Below are 15,050 nucleotides of genomic sequence, written 5' to 3'. Positions count from 1 at the left end.
GGCCCGGTACCGTGGGCGCCATGTCCACCGAAGCCGCCGATAACGAGGTCGTAAGCACGCCGAAGTCGACACCCAAGTACCGCGGACCGATCATGTTCCGCCGCGATCGCAAACCGGGCGGCACCGCCGATCAGAATCTGCTGGATCAGCACGGGCCGAGCGACTGGGTGCACACCGACCCGTGGCGGGTGCTGCGCATCCAAGCCGAATTCGTCGAGGGCTTCGGCGCCCTGGCCGAGGTGCCGCGCGCGGTGACGGTTTTCGGTTCCGCGCGCACCCATGCCGACCACCCGGAGTACAAGGCCGCACGCGCCATCGGCGGCGCGCTCGCGCAGTCCGGTTTCGCGGTGATCACCGGCGGCGGACCCGGCGCCATGGAGGCGGCCAATCGCGGCGCATCGGAGGCAGGCGGATATTCGATCGGCCTCGGTATCGAGCTGCCGTTCGAGCAGAGCCTCAACGAGTGGGTCGACCTGGGGATCAACTTCCGGTACTTCTTCGCCCGCAAGACCATGTTCGTGAAGTACTCGCAGGCCTTCGTTTGCCTGCCCGGCGGATTCGGCACTCTCGACGAGCTGTTCGAGGCGCTCACCCTGGTGCAGACCCGCAAGATCACCCGCTTCCCGATCATCCTGTTCGGCACCAAATACTGGGCGGGGCTGGTGGATTGGCTGCGCGATTCCCTAGCGGGCTCCGGCAAGATATCGCCGGGTGATCTCGGGCTGCTCCATGTCACCGACAACGTCGACGAGGTCTGTGAGATCGTCCTCGCCGCGGCCGAGAACGGTGGGAGCCTGGATGCGGTCGGGACGGAGGATCAGTGGTGAGCGCGGCTGCGGGGTACTCCGTCTGTGTCTACTGCTCGGCCAGCACTGCCGACCCGGCCCACATCAGGCTCGCCGCCCGGGTTGGTACCGAAATCGCCAGGCGCGGTTGGCAATTGGTTTCCGGTGGTGGGCACGTCTCGATGATGGGCGCGGTCGCTACCGCGGCGCGCGCCGGTGGCGCGAATACGGTCGGCGTGATCCCGAAGCACCTGGTGCACAAGGAAGTCGCCGATGTCGACGCCGACGAACTCGTTGTCACCGACACCATGCGTCAGCGTAAGCAGGTCATGGAGGATCGCGCCGATGCGTTCCTCACGCTGCCCGGCGGTATCGGCACGCTGGAGGAATTCTTCGAGACCTGGACCGGTGGCTATCTCGGGCAGCACGACAAGCCCGTGGTCATTCTCGACCAGGACGGCTTCTACACGGGTCTGTTCCGCTGGCTCGACGAGCTCTACGACCGAAAGTTCGTGTCCCAGTTCGCCAGGGACCGCATCACCGTGGTCACCGATCTGCGGTCGGCCTTCGCAGCGCTGGAACCCCTTGCGGCACTGGACGACAGTGCCACCCCGGACAAGGAGAATTGACGCGTGAGCACCGACGCTCGCCCGACCGTCAGCTTGCTCGATGTGGCGAAACGACTGCCGGGCATGGCGGTCGACGCTCCCTCCATGCTTCGGGGCGCGATGAGCATGCTGGTCCGACCCGGCGACAGATCCTCGGTCGGGCTGTACTTCCAGCGCAACGCGCACCGTCATCCGGACCGCCCTTTCCTGCGGTTCGAGGGCAAGACCTTCAGCTACCGCGACGCCAACGCACAGGTGAACAGATACGCGAATGTGCTCGCCCAGCGCGGTGTTCGGCGCGGCGACGTGGTCGGCGTGCTGATGACCAACCGGCCGGAAACGCTGTTCGTGGTGCTGGCGACGGTGAAGCTGGGCGCGACCGTCGGACTGCTCAACCATCATCAGCGCGACACGGTGCTCGCCCACAGCTTCGGCCTGCTCGACAGTGTGCTGAATGTCGTCGGCGCGGAATGCGCAGCGGCGTTGGACTCGCTGCCGGGGCCACTCGCCAATGTGCTCGACGCGCAAGAACTGCACGCCGCCGCCGAGTCCGCCGACGCCACCGATCCGCCCAGTTGCGCGCAGGTCACCGCGAAGGAGCGGGCTTTCCTGATCTTCACCTCCGGCACCACCGGGTTGCCGAAGGCCAGTGTGATGACACACCTGCGCTGGACCAAGAGCATGGCCGGACTCGGCGGGCTCGGAATTCGCCTGCGCAGCACCGACACTCTGTATTGCTGCCTGCCGCTTTACCACAACAACGCGCTGACCGTCGCGTTGTCGTCGGTGCTGGCCGCGGGGGGCACGTTCGCGCTCGGCCGGAAGTTCTCCGTGTCCGGGTTCTGGGACGAGATCATCCGGGAGAAGGCCACCGCGTTCATCTACATCGGTGAGCTGTGCCGGTATTTGCTCAACCAACCCGCGAAGCCGGTCGAGCACCGCCACAAGATCCGGCTCGCCGTCGGCAACGGGCTGCGGCCGGAGCTGTGGGACGAATTCAAGAAGCGTTTCGGCATCGACAGGATTGTCGAGTTCTACGGCGCGAGCGAGGTGAACATCGCCTTCGTCAATGCGTTCGGAGTGGACCGTACCGCAGGCTTCGGGCCACTGCCGTACGCGATCGTCGAATACGACGACACCACCGGAAAAGCCGAGCGCGGCAAGAACGGACGGCTGCGGCGCGTCCCCTCGGGCGGGGTCGGACTGCTGCTCGCCAAGGTCACCAGCCGCTCGCCCGCCGACGGTTATACCGACAAGGCCGCCTCCGAGGCCAAGCTGGTCCGCGACGGCTTCAAGGACGGCGACCTCTGGTTCGACACCGGCGACCTGGTCCGCGATCAGGGTATGCATCACATCGCCTTCGTCGACCGGCTCGGCGACACCTTCCGCTGGAAGGGCGAGAACGTCGCGACCACCGAGGTCGAAGGGGCCCTTGCCGCGACCGCCGCGATCTCGCAGGCCGTTGTCTACGGCGTAGATATTCCGGGCGCCGACGGCAAAGCGGGCATGGGTGCGGTGACGCTGTACCCCGACGCCGAATTCGACGGGCCTGCGCTCGCCGAGCAGGTCTACGCGCAGTTGCCCGGGTATGCCGTGCCACTGTTCATCCGGGTGGTGCCGGAGCTCGAGCAGACCTCCACCTTCAAGAGCCGCAAAGTGGACTTACGCAAGCAGGGCTACCAACCCGACGCCGACAGCACCCTGTACGTCCTGGCCGGTCGTGCCGAGGGCTACGTGCCCGCCTACGACGATTACGCCATCGACGTGGCCGCGGGGCGCGCACCGAAGTGAGCTGAACGCGACAACCGGTTTCGTCAGCACCCGGGTAACTCGTCGGGTACGCCCAAAACTGATCCGTACCCAACGCCGGACCTGAGTTCGACCTTTGTGATGCTCGATTTGTACGGCCCCAATACGCGCCGGACGCGGGCTGTGCAGCGGACAGTCAGGCGGACAGCGAGGTGGGTTAGCTACAGTCGGGGGCATGTTCAGCCCCGTAGCGCCGCTCCCGACTTTGTGCGGCAAGCCGGTGGCGACGGATCGCGCGCTCGTCATGGCGATCGTCAATCGCACGCCCGATTCCTTCTACGACAAGGGCGCAACCTTCACCGACGAGGCGGCCATGGACGCCGTCGCGCGTGCGGTCGACGAAGGTGCCGACCTTGTCGATATCGGCGGGGTCAAAGCGGGTCCAGGAACGCTGGTCGATGCGGCCGAGGAAGCCAGACGAGTGGTCCCGTTCGTCGCGGCGATCCGGGCGAAGTACCCGGAATTGCTGATCAGCATCGACACCTGGCGGGCCGAGGTGGCCGCCGAGGCGGTCGGCGAGGGCGCTGATCTGATCAACGACACCTGGTCGGGCGCCGACCCGGATCTGGTGCGGATCGCGGCGGAATTGGGTGTCGGCATCGTGTGCAGCCACACAGGCGGCGCGATTCCGCGGACCAGGCCGCATCGGGTGCGCTACGCCGATGTGGTGCCCGAAGTGACCGATACCGTGGTCGCGGCCGCAGAGAATGCGGTCGCGGCGGGGGTGCGCAAGGATTCGATTCTGATCGATCCGACCCACGATTTCGGCAAGAACACTTACCACGGGCTCGAGTTATTGCGGGGAATAGACATTCTTGTAAATACCGGATGGCCAGTCTTGATGGCACTCAGCAACAAGGATTTTATTGGGGAGACTCTAGGTGTCGGTCTTTCCGAACGGTTGGAGGGCACATTGGCGGCAACAGCATGGTCGGCAGCGGCAGGCGCCCGAGTCTTCCGAGTACACGAGGTTGCCGAAACCCGGCGCGTCGTGGACATGATCGCCGCGATTCAGGGCATCCGGCCCCCCGCACGAACCCTGCGAGGTCTGGTATGAAAATCCAACACCGCGAGCCCGCATGGGCGACGACCAATACCTGGGACACACCCGAGTGGACGGTGGACGAACTCGTCGCCGCCAAGAACGGGCGCACCGTTTCCGTGGTGCTGCCCGCGCTGAACGAAGAACGCACCGTCGCCGACGTGGTGGCCAGTATCCGGCCCCTGCTCGGCACGCTGGTGGACGAACTGGTGGTGCTCGATTCCGGGTCGACCGACGCGACCGCCGAACGCGCGCGCGCCGCGGGCGCCGACGTGATCAGCCGCGAAGAGGCCGTTCCCGAACTCGATCCGCTGCCGGGCAAGGGCGAGGTGCTGTGGCGCTCGCTGGCGGTAACCAGCGGTGACCTGGTCGCCTTCGTCGACTCGGATCTGATCGACCCGGATCCGGCCTTCGTGCCGAAGTTGCTCGGCCCACTGTTGACGGTCGAGGACATGCATCTGGTCAAGGCTTACTACCGCAGGCCACTGCGCCAGGGCGCCGCAGTGGACGCGCACGGCGGCGGCCGGGTCACCGAACTCGTCGCCCGCCCGCTGCTGGCCGCGCTGCGCCCCGAGCTGTCGGATGTGCTGCAGCCGCTGGGCGGCGAATACGCGGGCACCCGGGAACTGCTGACATCGGTGCCGTTCGCCCCCGGCTACGGCGTCGAGATCGGGCTGCTGCTCGACACCTACGACCAGCTCGGCATGCCCGCGATCGGTCAGGTGAACCTCGGCGTGCGCACCCACCGCAATCGCCCGCTCGCCGATCTCGGCGTAATGAGCCGCCAGATTCTCGGCACTGTGCTCGGCCGCAGCGGCGTGCAGGATTCCGGCGCAGCGCTCACCCAGTTCCCGCTGGTCGGTGACGCCTTCACCGCGCACAGCACCGAGGTGTCGCTGGCCGATCGCCCGCCTATGAACACGCTGCGCCCGGCTCGCGCGGCCGCCTGATCGATCGTCGGCTCGGCAAGTCCTGTCGAGTTTGCTGCTGGATCGCTAGCCTGGGTCGCAGTCCGTACCGGGTCGGCATGTTCGCAGCCAAGAGCGTGCTCAATGCCGTCATTGTGAACGCCGTGCACCACGCCATCCGCCGCCGCATTCGTGAGATCCCGCTGCGGATCGAACACCTGCTTCGAGCGTGGAGCCCGGCTCCGTAGCCGTGCAACGGCAACGGCAACGGCAACGGCGAGTGGCACATCAGCGTGAGTGCTATTCGGCGTGTGCCGCAGCTATGTGCCGCTCACCGAGTTCTGTTGTGCATTCACCGAGTTCTATCGAACGTTCGCCGACGGAGAGTTGTGTCGGGGACGTGCTCCGGGGTTGGTCTGTCCGAGGAGCTGTGCCTACCAGTGGATTACCTTTACTACGCTCGATACCTGAAGTGCTTGTGACGCAACCACAGCCAGTCCTCACGCTGTGAGCTGTGTGCCTGTTGACCGGTCTGCGGAAGATCAAGTCGGGTACGGCACCCAACGTGCCCAGCGCTGCTCGGGAAACCACTGGTAGGAGCGCCTATCGAGGAGTCTCCAGGCCTTGGCGGTCCCGAAGAGGGTTGCCATCCAGTGGATTGCCTGGGCCGTGCTGGGCGCGTCAGGCCGGCTAACCGCTTTGCTGCTTCCGCAGCTCAGGCATGAGGTCCAGCATGGTCGACTGGCTGTGATGGCGCTGTCGGGCTTTCAGGTCAACCGCATAGAAACGGTTGCTGGCGGCTGCTTGTCGACCATTCCCATGAGCTCGGCTGAACGGCGGTCAGTGGTGGATGGGGCCGGCGAGCTGGTTGAGAGGGCGTGCCGAGGTGCGCCCGCGTTCGGCGAGGATTTGGGCGGCGATGGAGATCGCTGTTTCGTCGGGCGTGCGGGCGTTGAGATCTAGGCCGAGTGGGCTTTTCAGTCGCGACAATTGGGTGTCGGTGACGCCTGCGGCGCGTAGTCGCTCGGTGCGCTCGGCATGGGTGCGGCGCGAACCCAATGCACCGACGAAGGCGATGTCGTCCATGTTCAGTGCGGCCGCGATCGCGGGCACATCGAACTTGGTGTCGTGGGTGAGGACGCAGACCACGGTGCGCCGGTCGATCCGCCCTGCCGCCCGCTGCGCCTCCAGATATCGGTGCGGCCAGTCGACGACCACTTCGTCGGCGGCGGGGAATCGCGCTGTGGTCGCGAAGGTTTCGCGGGCATCGACCACGGTGACCCGGTAGCCGAGTTGGCGACCGGTCCTGGCGAGTGCGCGCACGAAATCGTTGGCGCCCGCCAGAATCATGCGGGCCCGAACACCGAAGGTCTGCACGAAGACTCGGGGTCGCGGCGTCTGCGCCGTTTCGCGCTCCTGCGCGCCGACCACCCCGCTGCCTCCGGCGGTGAGCAGGGCCTGCGCGTCCTTATCCATGCCACGCCACGGCTCGGAATTGCCGGGCCGCAGGAGTTTCCACTCCGCGGCCGAGTCCAGCGTTGTCATAAGCGCCACTGGACTACCCGCGCCGATCTGTTGTCGCAGCGCTTCCAGCACCGAAAGGCGATCGCTGTCGACCCGTTCGACGAAGACCTCGATCTCGCCGCCGCAGGTCAACCCCACCTCGAGACCGTCGCCGTCGGCGTAACCGAATCGGTCGCTCATCGCATGCCCGGTGGCGAGCACCTGCCGCGCCGACTCGACGACGGCAGATTCGATGCAGCCGCCCGACAGCGATCCGAATACCTCACCTGCCGCGGTGACCACCATGGCGGCCCCAGGGTCGCGCGGTGCGGCGCCGGTGGCATCCACGATCCGCGCCAGTGCCACCGGCCCACGACGGGTCAGCGTGATCAACTGCTGGAGCACGGTGCGCACGGAACCAGACTAGCTACGCAACGGCTACTCGTCGCGGCGCTCGGCCGTCCTCACTCGCGGGTCGGCTCGGCGTGGTCGGCGCCGCCTTCCTCGGCCAGGCGTGCCTGCAGGTCCGCCACGGTCAAGTGAGTACGCGGGGAGCGGGTCCGCAACAGGACAGCGGTCAGCATGATGAGCAGTCCGAGCACGATGACGACAGCACCGACGATGAGCATGTTCACCGATGCCGCCGCGGGTGGCCGCTTGCTGTTATGGCACGGTGCATCCGCATCAGCCGAGCACCTCGCGGAGTTGGAAGCCGGGCGGGATGTCGTCGGTATGGAAGTAGGTCGCGAATACCTCCGCGGCGCGTTCGGCGGTGAAGACTTCGTCCGCATACACGCGCAGGAAGTCGGTCCCGTCCGGGATGCAGACGGTCGGCTCGCTGTCGCGACTGCCGGGCAGGCCGATGATGAAGTGTTGCGGTACTCCATCGACGGCTGTCCAGATCTCGATGACCAGCGCGTTCGTCGAGCCTGTGCACTGGACGGCGCTGGCGCCGCGCGCCGAGCCGACGGCCGTGGTGATGTCGGTGGCCGGAATCGGTGACGGCAGCCTGCTCATGTTCACCGAGTAGCGGTGGTAGCCGTCCAGCCTGCACAGCGGGCGGAGGAAATTGTCGACCGTCTCGTCGGGTCGGATGAACACCTTCAGCCGGTCGCTGTAAGTGACGCGGTGCGTGGCGACCGTCGGCTGTACACGGGTCGTCGGGCCGGTCGCCACGAGCTCTGTCGGGGCCGCCTCGGCCGGGGATGCGGTATGCGCTGTCATCGAACGTCGAACATTCACCAGGCCCACCTACCGACGATTAGTTATCTTTCAGCTATTGAAGCATCGGTGTAGTAATTTCCGTAACGGGACACGCCCGTGACGTGTGGCACAGGGCCTTCGAGTTCGGGCCGACAGCGGATGGTCGAGACCTGCAACCGATCCCGGCGCCGGGTCGACCTGTCGAGTCCGTGCCGGCTCGGCGGCACGACCCGCGCAGGTAGGCCGCCACGGGCCGGGCTCCGAACCGGCACATCATGTTCGACGACCACGAGCTGAATCGTGGTGTCCAGAAACGGCCTCGGCTACGACTCAGCGCCTGCTGCCGGGCAGTGTCGATCTCGGATCGTGGTCGTGCCGGTAGACGGGAGTGAGCAATTCGGCTTCCTGCGGTTCGCCGGTTGAGCGGTCGTAGCGCACCGCAACGAGCACCGAAAACAGGTGGGCGGCCGCACGTTCGTGCAGCGTGGCCAGGCGTGTGGCGAGCAGACGGATGGCGCCGAGTGAACCGGGCGGATGCAGGCCATCGATGATCAGCACGGTGCCACGACCGTCTGGGCGGGGCAGGCGCGCCAGGTAGGCGATGTCGTGCGGTTCGGGGCCGCCGGGCCGGTACACCCGCCGAGCCGCGCGATCCTCGATACCGCGGCGGGCGTCGCCTGCCCGAGCAACCGCGCGGCGCAGGCGCGGGTCGGCCGTGATCAATTGGCGCACACTGGGGGACAGCTCTGGACCGCCGAGCACGATCAGCCCGTCCCGGTTCAGATCGACGGGGCGGCCCGGGAGGAAGTGCTCGACCGCGGCAGCGAAACCGAGCTCGTGCAGCAGCTCGACAAGTCGCTGTGCCGCCGTGGGATCCGGTGCGCCGAGCACCCGGCCACTGCGAACCTCGGGGGCCAGCACGGTGATCGAGCCATGCCCGAAGAACAATCCCTCCGGCGCCGGACCCTGGGTGCTGACCTGATGAATGCGGGCGCGGGAAAGTCCCGCGGCCGCACCGATTCTGGCGAATGTCCAGCCTTCGGCATGGAGTTCCCTGATTACCGCGCGCCGAATCCGGGTGAGTTCGTTGATGGTCTGCTGGGCCGCCGCCACACCATCGGTGGCCGCTTTCAGTCGCTCGACCTTGTTTTCGATTGCGAAAACGCGCGCCACGTCATCGGCCGACATGTGCGAAGTCTAGACAGCTCGACAAGCCCCTGTGTCTAGTCTGCTTGACAGAACCTTGCCCGTTTCAATAATTCGGCGTCCCTTTTCAGGTCGCGTCGGTGTCGATCGGCGGACGTTCGTTGCGGTCCAACGGCTTTTCCAGCTTCGGCATCGGGTAATCCGGCATCCCACTCGCCGTGCCCAACAGGTCCTTCTGGTCCGGCACCGCGCTCGCCAAATTGCGCAGCAGCGAATCGTCGCCGTTGAGAAGGTGTTTGGTCACCATCGAGCGCGGCGACATCTGGCGCAACTCGTTCAGGTCGGCGAGCGGCTTGCGCAGCTCCTCGAATTCGGGCCCGAGCTCCTGCTGCAGTTGCTGCGTGGCGCCACTGGCATAGTCGCGCACCTGGCGCAGGCTACGCGTGGTCCAGCGAACCGCGCCGGGCAGTCGCTCCGGGCCGAGGATTACGAGGGCGGCGACGAGCAGGATGACCATCTCGCTCCAGCCGATGTTGCTGAACACAGATCCAGGCTACCCGGGGACCCTCGGCGCAGCTCAGTCGGATTCCAGCGTGACCGGCACGTCCACCTGCCTGCCGTCCCGGATCAACTGCACGTTCACCGTCTGGCCGATCTTGCTCGACTGCACCGCGACGACCAGCTCGTCCGGCCCGGTCACCTCGCGATCGCCGATCTTCACGATCACATCGCCCTCGACGATTCCGGCCTTCGCCGCAGGCCCGTTGGGCACGATGTCGGCGACAGCGGCGCCGCTCATCACCTCATTCGCCACCTGTTTGCTGCGGGCGCTGAGGCCGATCATCGGGTGGTGCATCTGGCCGTCACGGATGAGGGTCTGCGCGACCTCGGTGACCATGTCGACCGGAATGGCGAAGCCCAGACCGACCGAACCGCCGGTCTCGCTGCGGATCGCGGTGTTGATGCCGATGACCCGGCCCTGCAGGTCGACAAGCGCGCCACCGGAGTTGCCGGGGTTGATCGACGCGTCGGTCTGCACCGCATCGATCACGGCCTTGGTGTCGCTGCCCTCGCCGGAGAGTGCGACCGGACGGTGCAGCGCACTGACGATGCCGTAGGTAACAGTCTTGCTGAGGCCGAGCGGCGAACCGATGGCCAGCACGTCGTCACCGACCTGGACGTCTTTGGACTTGCCCAATTGCGCCACCGTGAGATTTTTCACATCGACCTTCAGCACCGCTAGGTCGGTCTTCGGGTCGCGCCCGACAATATGTGCGGGGACCCGGGTGCCGTCGGAGAAGGTTACCTGAATGGCCGCCCGATTGGACTTGTCCTGGGCCGCCATCGAGATCACGTGGTTGTTCGTCGCGATATAGCCCGCGCCGTCGATCACCACGCCGGAGCCGGTCGCGCCGTTGTCGCCGACGGTGACGCGAATCGACACCACCGACGGCAGCACCGCATTGGCGACCTTGGCGATCTGACCGTGCGGCCGCTCGGTGTCATCGGTCTGCTCCAGCGCGACCTTGCGGGAGGTCAGCGGCGCTGCGGCCTCGGCGGTGAGCCTGCCGACCAGTCCACCGAGCACGCCGACCGCCAGCGCGACCACGGCGAGCAGCGCAAGCGCCTTCGGTGCGACGCGGGAACCGAACAGCACTTCGCGGGCGGAGAGCTTCTTCGCCTGCGGTAGCGGTGCGGGTTGCGGCGTCGGCAGGGCGGGCGCGCCGAGCCGGGCGCCGGTCGCCGGATCGCGCCATGGATCGGCAGGGCCGGCGACAGGTGCGGTGGCGTCGGCCGCGTCGGGGTCACGCTGCAGGAGTTCGGTGGAGCCTTCCGGGCGTCCGAAGGCCTCGGACAGCACCGCGTCCGGCGGGCGGTTCTGCAGGTCGGGGCCCAGATGCGGTGCGGCAGAACCGGACTGCGGCGCGGTGTACTCGGCGAACGAGCCGGTCTGGCCCGAAGGGCGGCGGAAGGCACGCGCCGTGTGGGTGTCGACATGGGGGCGGTAGACCGGGCGCGGCCCGAGCACAGGCGCGTCCGACGGCCTCAGGTTCCCCCGGTTGGCCGCCGAATCCGGGGTGTCGGCCGATCCGGAGTTCGTCGATTCGGTGGTCACTCGCCAAACTCTACTTGCGCCACCAGGTTGTCCACCGGGTCGCGGTGAACGAATCTGTCAGAAAGCCGAAAACCGCCTCGGTGCGCGGGGTCCCGGTAGGGGGCCGCGAGGTTCCGTTGGACGCGCCGCCGGGCAGTTCGGCCAGCGGAATACGGGTCAAGCTGTCGTGCAGGCCGGTGGGAATCGACACCTGACCGGCCCGGCGCAGCGCGATCCTGGCCTGCTGCTGCGCGTCGACCTCCGCCGCGCATTCCGGGCAGAGAGAAAGATGCTGAGCAGCGCGCAGGTACGCGTTCATTCGCAGCTCGCCGTCGACATACGCTGCGATCGCCTCACTCGCCAGATGCTCGGTGGGCTGAAAACGCTGCGGCCTGGCTTGCGCGCGCCCGGGCTCCTCGTGCGACGGACGACCTGACGTGCTGGAGTCGCCACTCATTCGGTGCTCACCCTTCCAACCGACATCATCCAGGACATGGGTGACGTCGGCACCCGACCGATCACCCTACGTTCGTGTCAGCGGCGAACCGCTCCTCAGTTCCATTATGCGCAAGGTAGTCACGCAGTGCCTGACGGCCACGGTGGATTCGACTGCGCACGGTGCCGAGTTTGACGCCGAGGGTGGCGCCGATCTCCTCGTAGGACAACCCTTCGATGTCACACAGCACCACCGCGGCACGGAACTCGGGAGCCAGCGAGTCGAGGGCGGACTGCAGGTCAGGGTCGAGCCGGGCATCGTGATAGGCCTGCTCGGGGCTCGGGCCATCAGCGGGCACCCGGTCGTAGTCCTCGGGCAGCGCCTCCATCCGGATCCGGTTGCGCCTGCGCACCATGTCCAGGAACAGGTTCGTGGTGATGCGATGCAACCAGCCCTCGAAGGTGCCCGGTTGGTAGTTCGACAGTGAACGGAACACCCGGATGAAGGTCTCCTGGGTGAGATCGTCTGCATCTTGGGCATCGCCGGACAGGCGGTAGGCCAGCCGGTATACCCGATCGGCATGTTCGCGGACCAGTTCGTCCCACGACGGCATCACCGATCTGTCACCGGTGGCATCGAACGCGGCAGTGCCGCTCAGTTCGTCTATCGACTCTGCTGCCGTCTCGAGCTCGATCGGCAGTGCTTGCTCTGGCAGGGTGGCGTATTCGCGCGCCGCATCGACCATGTGGATGGGGCTACCTCCTACTAGGGACCGCTGGCTCTGGAACTCGGCGCCGATCCGCATCTGCGGATCGTTGCTGACGGGTACAACAGACAACCGGTATGTCCTTGTTCCCGCGTCCCGCACCGGGCGGTCAGCTGGTCTTGCGTAGGCTCACTCTCCTTTGCTCCGATATGCCACGGATATGGAGACCCTGAGGGACACCTGAGAATCTGCCGGGAGCGGCACTTCTTAATCGGTTATCGCGTCGTACACCGTCGTTGTTGCCAGGTGTGCGGTACATAAGCCCGAAAGTGCGCAATTGCCCGCCGCGGTGTGGCGGCAAGATTCGACGCACGCAGTTGTGTGCTGGAAACGCGGACATACGTACTCGCGAGATAGCCTGCTTAGGTGGCATCGAACCTGGAGCGAAATCTCTCCTACGTGGAGGAATCCGTCGTGGAAGACGAGATTCTCGTCAGTGCGCGCGAACGGGCCACCGAGCTCGGTGCTTCGCCGGTCGCACCGTCGGTGGGGGCGCTGCTGAGTATGTACGCGCAATTGCTCGGCGCGCGGACGGTCGTCGAGGTGGGCACCGGCGCGGGTATCAGTGGATTGTGGCTGCTGGACGGTATGCGTGAGGACGGGACGCTGACCACCATCGATTCCGAGCCGGAACACCAGCGCGCCGCCAAGGAAGCGTTCCGGACGGCCGAGATCCTGCCCGCCCGCACCAGGCTCATCAACGGTCGTGCCCTCGATGTACTGCCTCGCCTCGCCGACGGCGCCTACGACCTGGTTTTCATCGACGCGGCCCCGCTCGAGCATCCGCAGTATGTCGCCCAGGCCGTGCGGTTGCTACGCGCAGGCGGCGCCATACTGCTACACAATGCGCTGCTGGGCGGTCGCGTTCCCGATGCCACCCACCGCGACCCCGCCACCCAGGCTGTGCGTGCCGCCACGCGGGCGATCGCCGAGGACCCCGAGCTCACCAGTGTGCTCATCCCGGTCGGTGACGGCCTGCTCTGTGCTTCACGCGGCTAGTTTCCGCGGGTTCGGCTAGCCGGCGGGGTCTGCTGCGGGTGCCCGCTGTATCGGTGGGCGAGGACGCGGGCGCGCGGCCAGTGCGCGGCGATCGCGGTGAGTTGGTCGACCTCGTCGAGTAGATCGCGGGCCGGGGGCAGGCGCAGCGCACCCACTCCGGCTGCGGAGACGCCACGTTGCTTCGCGGTGCACGCCATGGCGAGGCACACGGCAAGGTCGAAGGCCTCGCGTTCGGGACCGGGCGGCGTCCCGTCGGCCACGGCCGCCGCCAGCCGCGGCGGATTCGGCATCGCGTACTGCGCGAGGGTCCGCACACTGTCACGGACCTCGATCACCGTGCGATGCACCAGGTATCGGCTGCGGCGGGCGACCGGGGGCGCGGGTGCGTGATGGACGATCTCCGGGCACGCGGCCGTCAGATCCGACCACATCGGCAGCAGTCGTTTGCGCCTGCGCGACCAACTGTCCAGCGACAGCAATTCGACGAGCCGGGAGAGCCCGGGAATGGTCGCGATGACACAGAGCAGCAGCAACAGGATGGTGTCGTTGGTCCGTGCCGAATTGTGCACGGCGTGCGTCTGATGCCAATCGCTGGTGCTGTGGACCTGGAAGGCCGCGGACACCGTGAGCCACACCGCATCCGCGACCAGGATGAACAGCAATGCGCCGAGCATCAGGTACAGCGCGCTCTCCCGCCTGCGCAATGGCGTGCGTAATTCGGCGATGCCGAGACGCAGCACCGTGACCGTGGACCAGATCGGCACCGGCAGAACGAACAACCAGAAGGCGAGCGGAGCCCAGCCGGCCTGATCGTGCACGGGGATCCCCATGCTGCGTGCACTGGTGCCGCAGCTGAGCATGGCAATCGCGCATACCGTTGCCGTGGCATAGACGAGCCGGGGCCGGGAGGTGGTGTTGTGCAGCGCCTGCGCCAGCAGCATGGCGGTCGCCATGTTGTACATGCCCGCGATGGTGGCCAGTTGGTACAGCAATGCGCTGGCGAGAACGCCGTCGGACCAGGTCGTCAGTACATGCTGCACTACCGAAAGGCGCAGTGTGGTCGCGAGTGCGCTGAGAAAGACGATCCTGTTCAACCGACGGTCGGCGAGGGTCGAGCGGAACCAGAGCGTCCGAATGCCGAATGTCAGCCACGCATATCCGTCGACGATCGCGGGCAGCCAGTTCATCCCGGTCGTCGCGTCAGTCGCGGAAGATCGCGCGAGCAAGGAACGACGTCGACCTGGCGCCGACGGTGTCGGACAGGATCAGCGAGGCGAACAATTCCGCCTGGCTTTCGTGGGCGTCGTCGTAATCGGTTCGCGCGAGCACCCGTAGCACGCTGTCGGCATCGATATCGGGGAACAACGTCTGCAAGGTACGGCTTTTCGATTGCGGTGAGACCAAGCCCGCGTGGTCGAGCAGCAGGTGAGCGATCTCGTGCAGCACGATGTGGTCGGCGTGATAGCCCGAGCTCGTCGCGTCGTAGGTGACGACGATGTTGTCCGCGCGTTCGAGAACGAGCCCGCACGGAAAGCTGCCGTCGGCCAGATCCGGCTGGGGGATGAGCACGATCGGCTTTCCCACTCGCTCGCAGACGTGTTCGATGAACGTCTCCAGTCGCCACGGGCGCGGTACCTGTAATGATGCGGCCAAGCGGTGCACCTGCTCACCCGCGTGATCGCGCCTGGCCCGCCTGATCATGCCCCCAATCCTCGGGCCTTCTGTGGCGGATGTCCAGCGGCGTCGCAAT

At 66.6% G+C, this 15,050-nt stretch carries 17 protein-coding genes; 7 read left to right on the top strand and 10 right to left on the bottom strand.

Going from position 1 to position 15,050, the window contains the following annotated elements; translation table 11 throughout:
- Positions 1–20: 20 nt before the first annotated feature.
- From OHQ90_RS37110 to OHQ90_RS37085, 6 genes are all read left to right on the top strand, one after another.
- Positions 21–827 carry a TIGR00730 family Rossman fold protein gene (locus tag OHQ90_RS37110; RefSeq protein ID WP_328405697.1) on the top strand — a complete coding sequence of 269 codons (807 nt, stop codon included), beginning with the start codon at positions 21–23 and terminating at the stop codon, positions 825–827.
- Positions 824–1,414, top strand: a complete 591-nt coding sequence (locus OHQ90_RS37105) for a TIGR00730 family Rossman fold protein (RefSeq protein ID WP_328405695.1) — start codon at positions 824–826, stop codon at positions 1,412–1,414. The genes OHQ90_RS37110 and OHQ90_RS37105 overlap by 4 nt, the downstream gene beginning before the upstream one ends.
- Positions 1,415–1,417: 3 nt before the next feature.
- Entirely contained in the window at positions 1,418–3,184 is a 1,767-nt protein-coding gene (locus tag OHQ90_RS37100; RefSeq protein WP_328405693.1) for a long-chain-acyl-CoA synthetase, read from the top strand.
- 193 nt (positions 3,185–3,377) lie between these two features.
- The gene (gene folP, locus OHQ90_RS37095; protein WP_328405691.1) at positions 3,378–4,259 is read left to right on the top strand and encodes a dihydropteroate synthase; all 882 of its coding nucleotides are present in this window, start codon (positions 3,378–3,380) and stop codon (positions 4,257–4,259) included.
- Positions 4,256–5,194 (top strand): glucosyl-3-phosphoglycerate synthase, encoded by a 939-nt coding sequence (locus OHQ90_RS37090; RefSeq protein WP_328405689.1) that lies wholly within the window; start codon positions 4,256–4,258, stop codon positions 5,192–5,194. The genes folP and OHQ90_RS37090 overlap by 4 nt, the downstream gene beginning before the upstream one ends.
- Positions 5,195–5,271: 77 nt before the next feature.
- Positions 5,272–5,400: a hypothetical protein gene (locus OHQ90_RS37085; protein WP_328405687.1), complete on the top strand. Its 129-nt coding sequence runs from the start codon at positions 5,272–5,274 to the stop codon at positions 5,398–5,400.
- A 592-nt stretch (positions 5,401–5,992) separates the two neighbouring features.
- Here OHQ90_RS37085 and OHQ90_RS37080 read toward each other — a convergent pair.
- The 8 genes from OHQ90_RS37080 to sigE form a co-directional block, all read right to left on the bottom strand.
- Positions 5,993–7,069, bottom strand: a complete 1,077-nt coding sequence (locus OHQ90_RS37080) for an XdhC family protein (RefSeq protein ID WP_328405685.1) — start codon at positions 7,067–7,069, stop codon at positions 5,993–5,995.
- Between the two features lie 50 nt (positions 7,070–7,119).
- Positions 7,120–7,290 carry a hypothetical protein gene (locus tag OHQ90_RS37075; protein WP_328405683.1) on the bottom strand — a complete coding sequence of 57 codons (171 nt, stop codon included), beginning with the start codon at positions 7,288–7,290 and terminating at the stop codon, positions 7,120–7,122.
- Between the two features lie 49 nt (positions 7,291–7,339).
- Entirely contained in the window at positions 7,340–7,897 is a 558-nt protein-coding gene (locus tag OHQ90_RS37070) for a hypothetical protein (protein ID WP_328405681.1), read from the bottom strand.
- Between the two features lie 291 nt (positions 7,898–8,188).
- Positions 8,189–9,046 (bottom strand): hypothetical protein, encoded by an 858-nt coding sequence (locus OHQ90_RS37065; RefSeq protein WP_328405679.1) that lies wholly within the window; start codon positions 9,044–9,046, stop codon positions 8,189–8,191.
- Between the two features lie 85 nt (positions 9,047–9,131).
- Positions 9,132–9,548 carry a Sec-independent protein translocase protein TatB gene (gene tatB, locus OHQ90_RS37060; RefSeq protein WP_328405677.1) on the bottom strand — a complete coding sequence of 139 codons (417 nt, stop codon included), beginning with the start codon at positions 9,546–9,548 and terminating at the stop codon, positions 9,132–9,134.
- Between the two features lie 33 nt (positions 9,549–9,581).
- Positions 9,582–11,120, bottom strand: a complete 1,539-nt coding sequence (locus OHQ90_RS37055) for a S1C family serine protease (RefSeq protein ID WP_328405675.1) — start codon at positions 11,118–11,120, stop codon at positions 9,582–9,584.
- Between the two features lie 10 nt (positions 11,121–11,130).
- A complete protein-coding gene (locus OHQ90_RS37050) occupies positions 11,131–11,556 on the bottom strand; it encodes a hypothetical protein (protein WP_328405673.1) in 426 nt (141 codons plus the stop codon).
- Positions 11,557–11,617: 61 nt separating this feature from the next.
- Entirely contained in the window at positions 11,618–12,280 is a 663-nt protein-coding gene (gene sigE / locus OHQ90_RS37045; RefSeq protein ID WP_328413379.1) for an RNA polymerase sigma factor SigE, read from the bottom strand.
- Between the two features lie 387 nt (positions 12,281–12,667).
- Here sigE and OHQ90_RS37040 point away from each other — a divergent pair, with 387 nt between their 5' ends.
- Positions 12,668–13,300, top strand: coding sequence for an O-methyltransferase (locus OHQ90_RS37040; RefSeq protein WP_328405671.1), 633 nt, complete (start codon positions 12,668–12,670; stop codon positions 13,298–13,300).
- Here the strand turns inward: OHQ90_RS37040 and OHQ90_RS37035 are convergent.
- Both OHQ90_RS37035 and OHQ90_RS37030 read right to left on the bottom strand, forming a co-directional pair.
- Positions 13,297–14,487 (bottom strand): MAB_1171c family putative transporter, encoded by a 1,191-nt coding sequence (locus tag OHQ90_RS37035; protein ID WP_328405669.1) that lies wholly within the window; start codon positions 14,485–14,487, stop codon positions 13,297–13,299. The two genes, OHQ90_RS37040 and OHQ90_RS37035, sit on opposite strands and share 4 nt — an antisense overlap.
- Before the next feature lie 13 nt (positions 14,488–14,500).
- Positions 14,501–15,001, bottom strand: coding sequence for a CUE domain-containing protein (locus OHQ90_RS37030; RefSeq protein ID WP_328405667.1), 501 nt, complete (start codon positions 14,999–15,001; stop codon positions 14,501–14,503).
- Positions 15,002–15,050 lie beyond the last annotated feature (49 nt).

Source organism: Nocardia sp. NBC_00403 (assembly GCF_036046055.1).
In the GTDB taxonomy this organism is placed as follows: domain Bacteria; phylum Actinomycetota; class Actinomycetes; order Mycobacteriales; family Mycobacteriaceae; genus Nocardia.
The sequence above is the reverse complement of the archived record's forward strand: the minus strand, read 5'-3'. Positions and strand labels throughout refer to the sequence as shown.

Bases quoted from the DNA above. Each gene is read 5' to 3' on its own strand.
- OHQ90_RS37110 (WP_328405697.1), top strand. From the start codon at position 21: ATGTCCACCGAAGCCGCCGATAACGAGGTCGTAAGCACGCCGAAGTCG.
- folP (WP_328405691.1), top strand. From the start codon at position 3,378: ATGTTCAGCCCCGTAGCGCCGCTCCCGACTTTGTGCGGCAAGCCGGTG.
- OHQ90_RS37090 (WP_328405689.1), top strand. From the start codon at position 4,256: ATGAAAATCCAACACCGCGAGCCCGCATGGGCGACGACCAATACCTGG.
- OHQ90_RS37085 (WP_328405687.1), top strand. From the start codon at position 5,272: ATGTTCGCAGCCAAGAGCGTGCTCAATGCCGTCATTGTGAACGCCGTG.
- OHQ90_RS37065 (WP_328405679.1), bottom strand. From the start codon at position 9,046: ATGTCGGCCGATGACGTGGCGCGCGTTTTCGCAATCGAAAACAAGGTC.
- OHQ90_RS37050 (WP_328405673.1), bottom strand. From the start codon at position 11,556: ATGAGTGGCGACTCCAGCACGTCAGGTCGTCCGTCGCACGAGGAGCCC.
- sigE (WP_328413379.1), bottom strand. From the start codon at position 12,280: ATGGTCGATGCGGCGCGCGAATACGCCACCCTGCCAGAGCAAGCACTG.
- OHQ90_RS37035 (WP_328405669.1), bottom strand. From the start codon at position 14,487: ATGAACTGGCTGCCCGCGATCGTCGACGGATATGCGTGGCTGACATTC.
- OHQ90_RS37030 (WP_328405667.1), bottom strand. From the start codon at position 15,001: ATGATCAGGCGGGCCAGGCGCGATCACGCGGGTGAGCAGGTGCACCGC.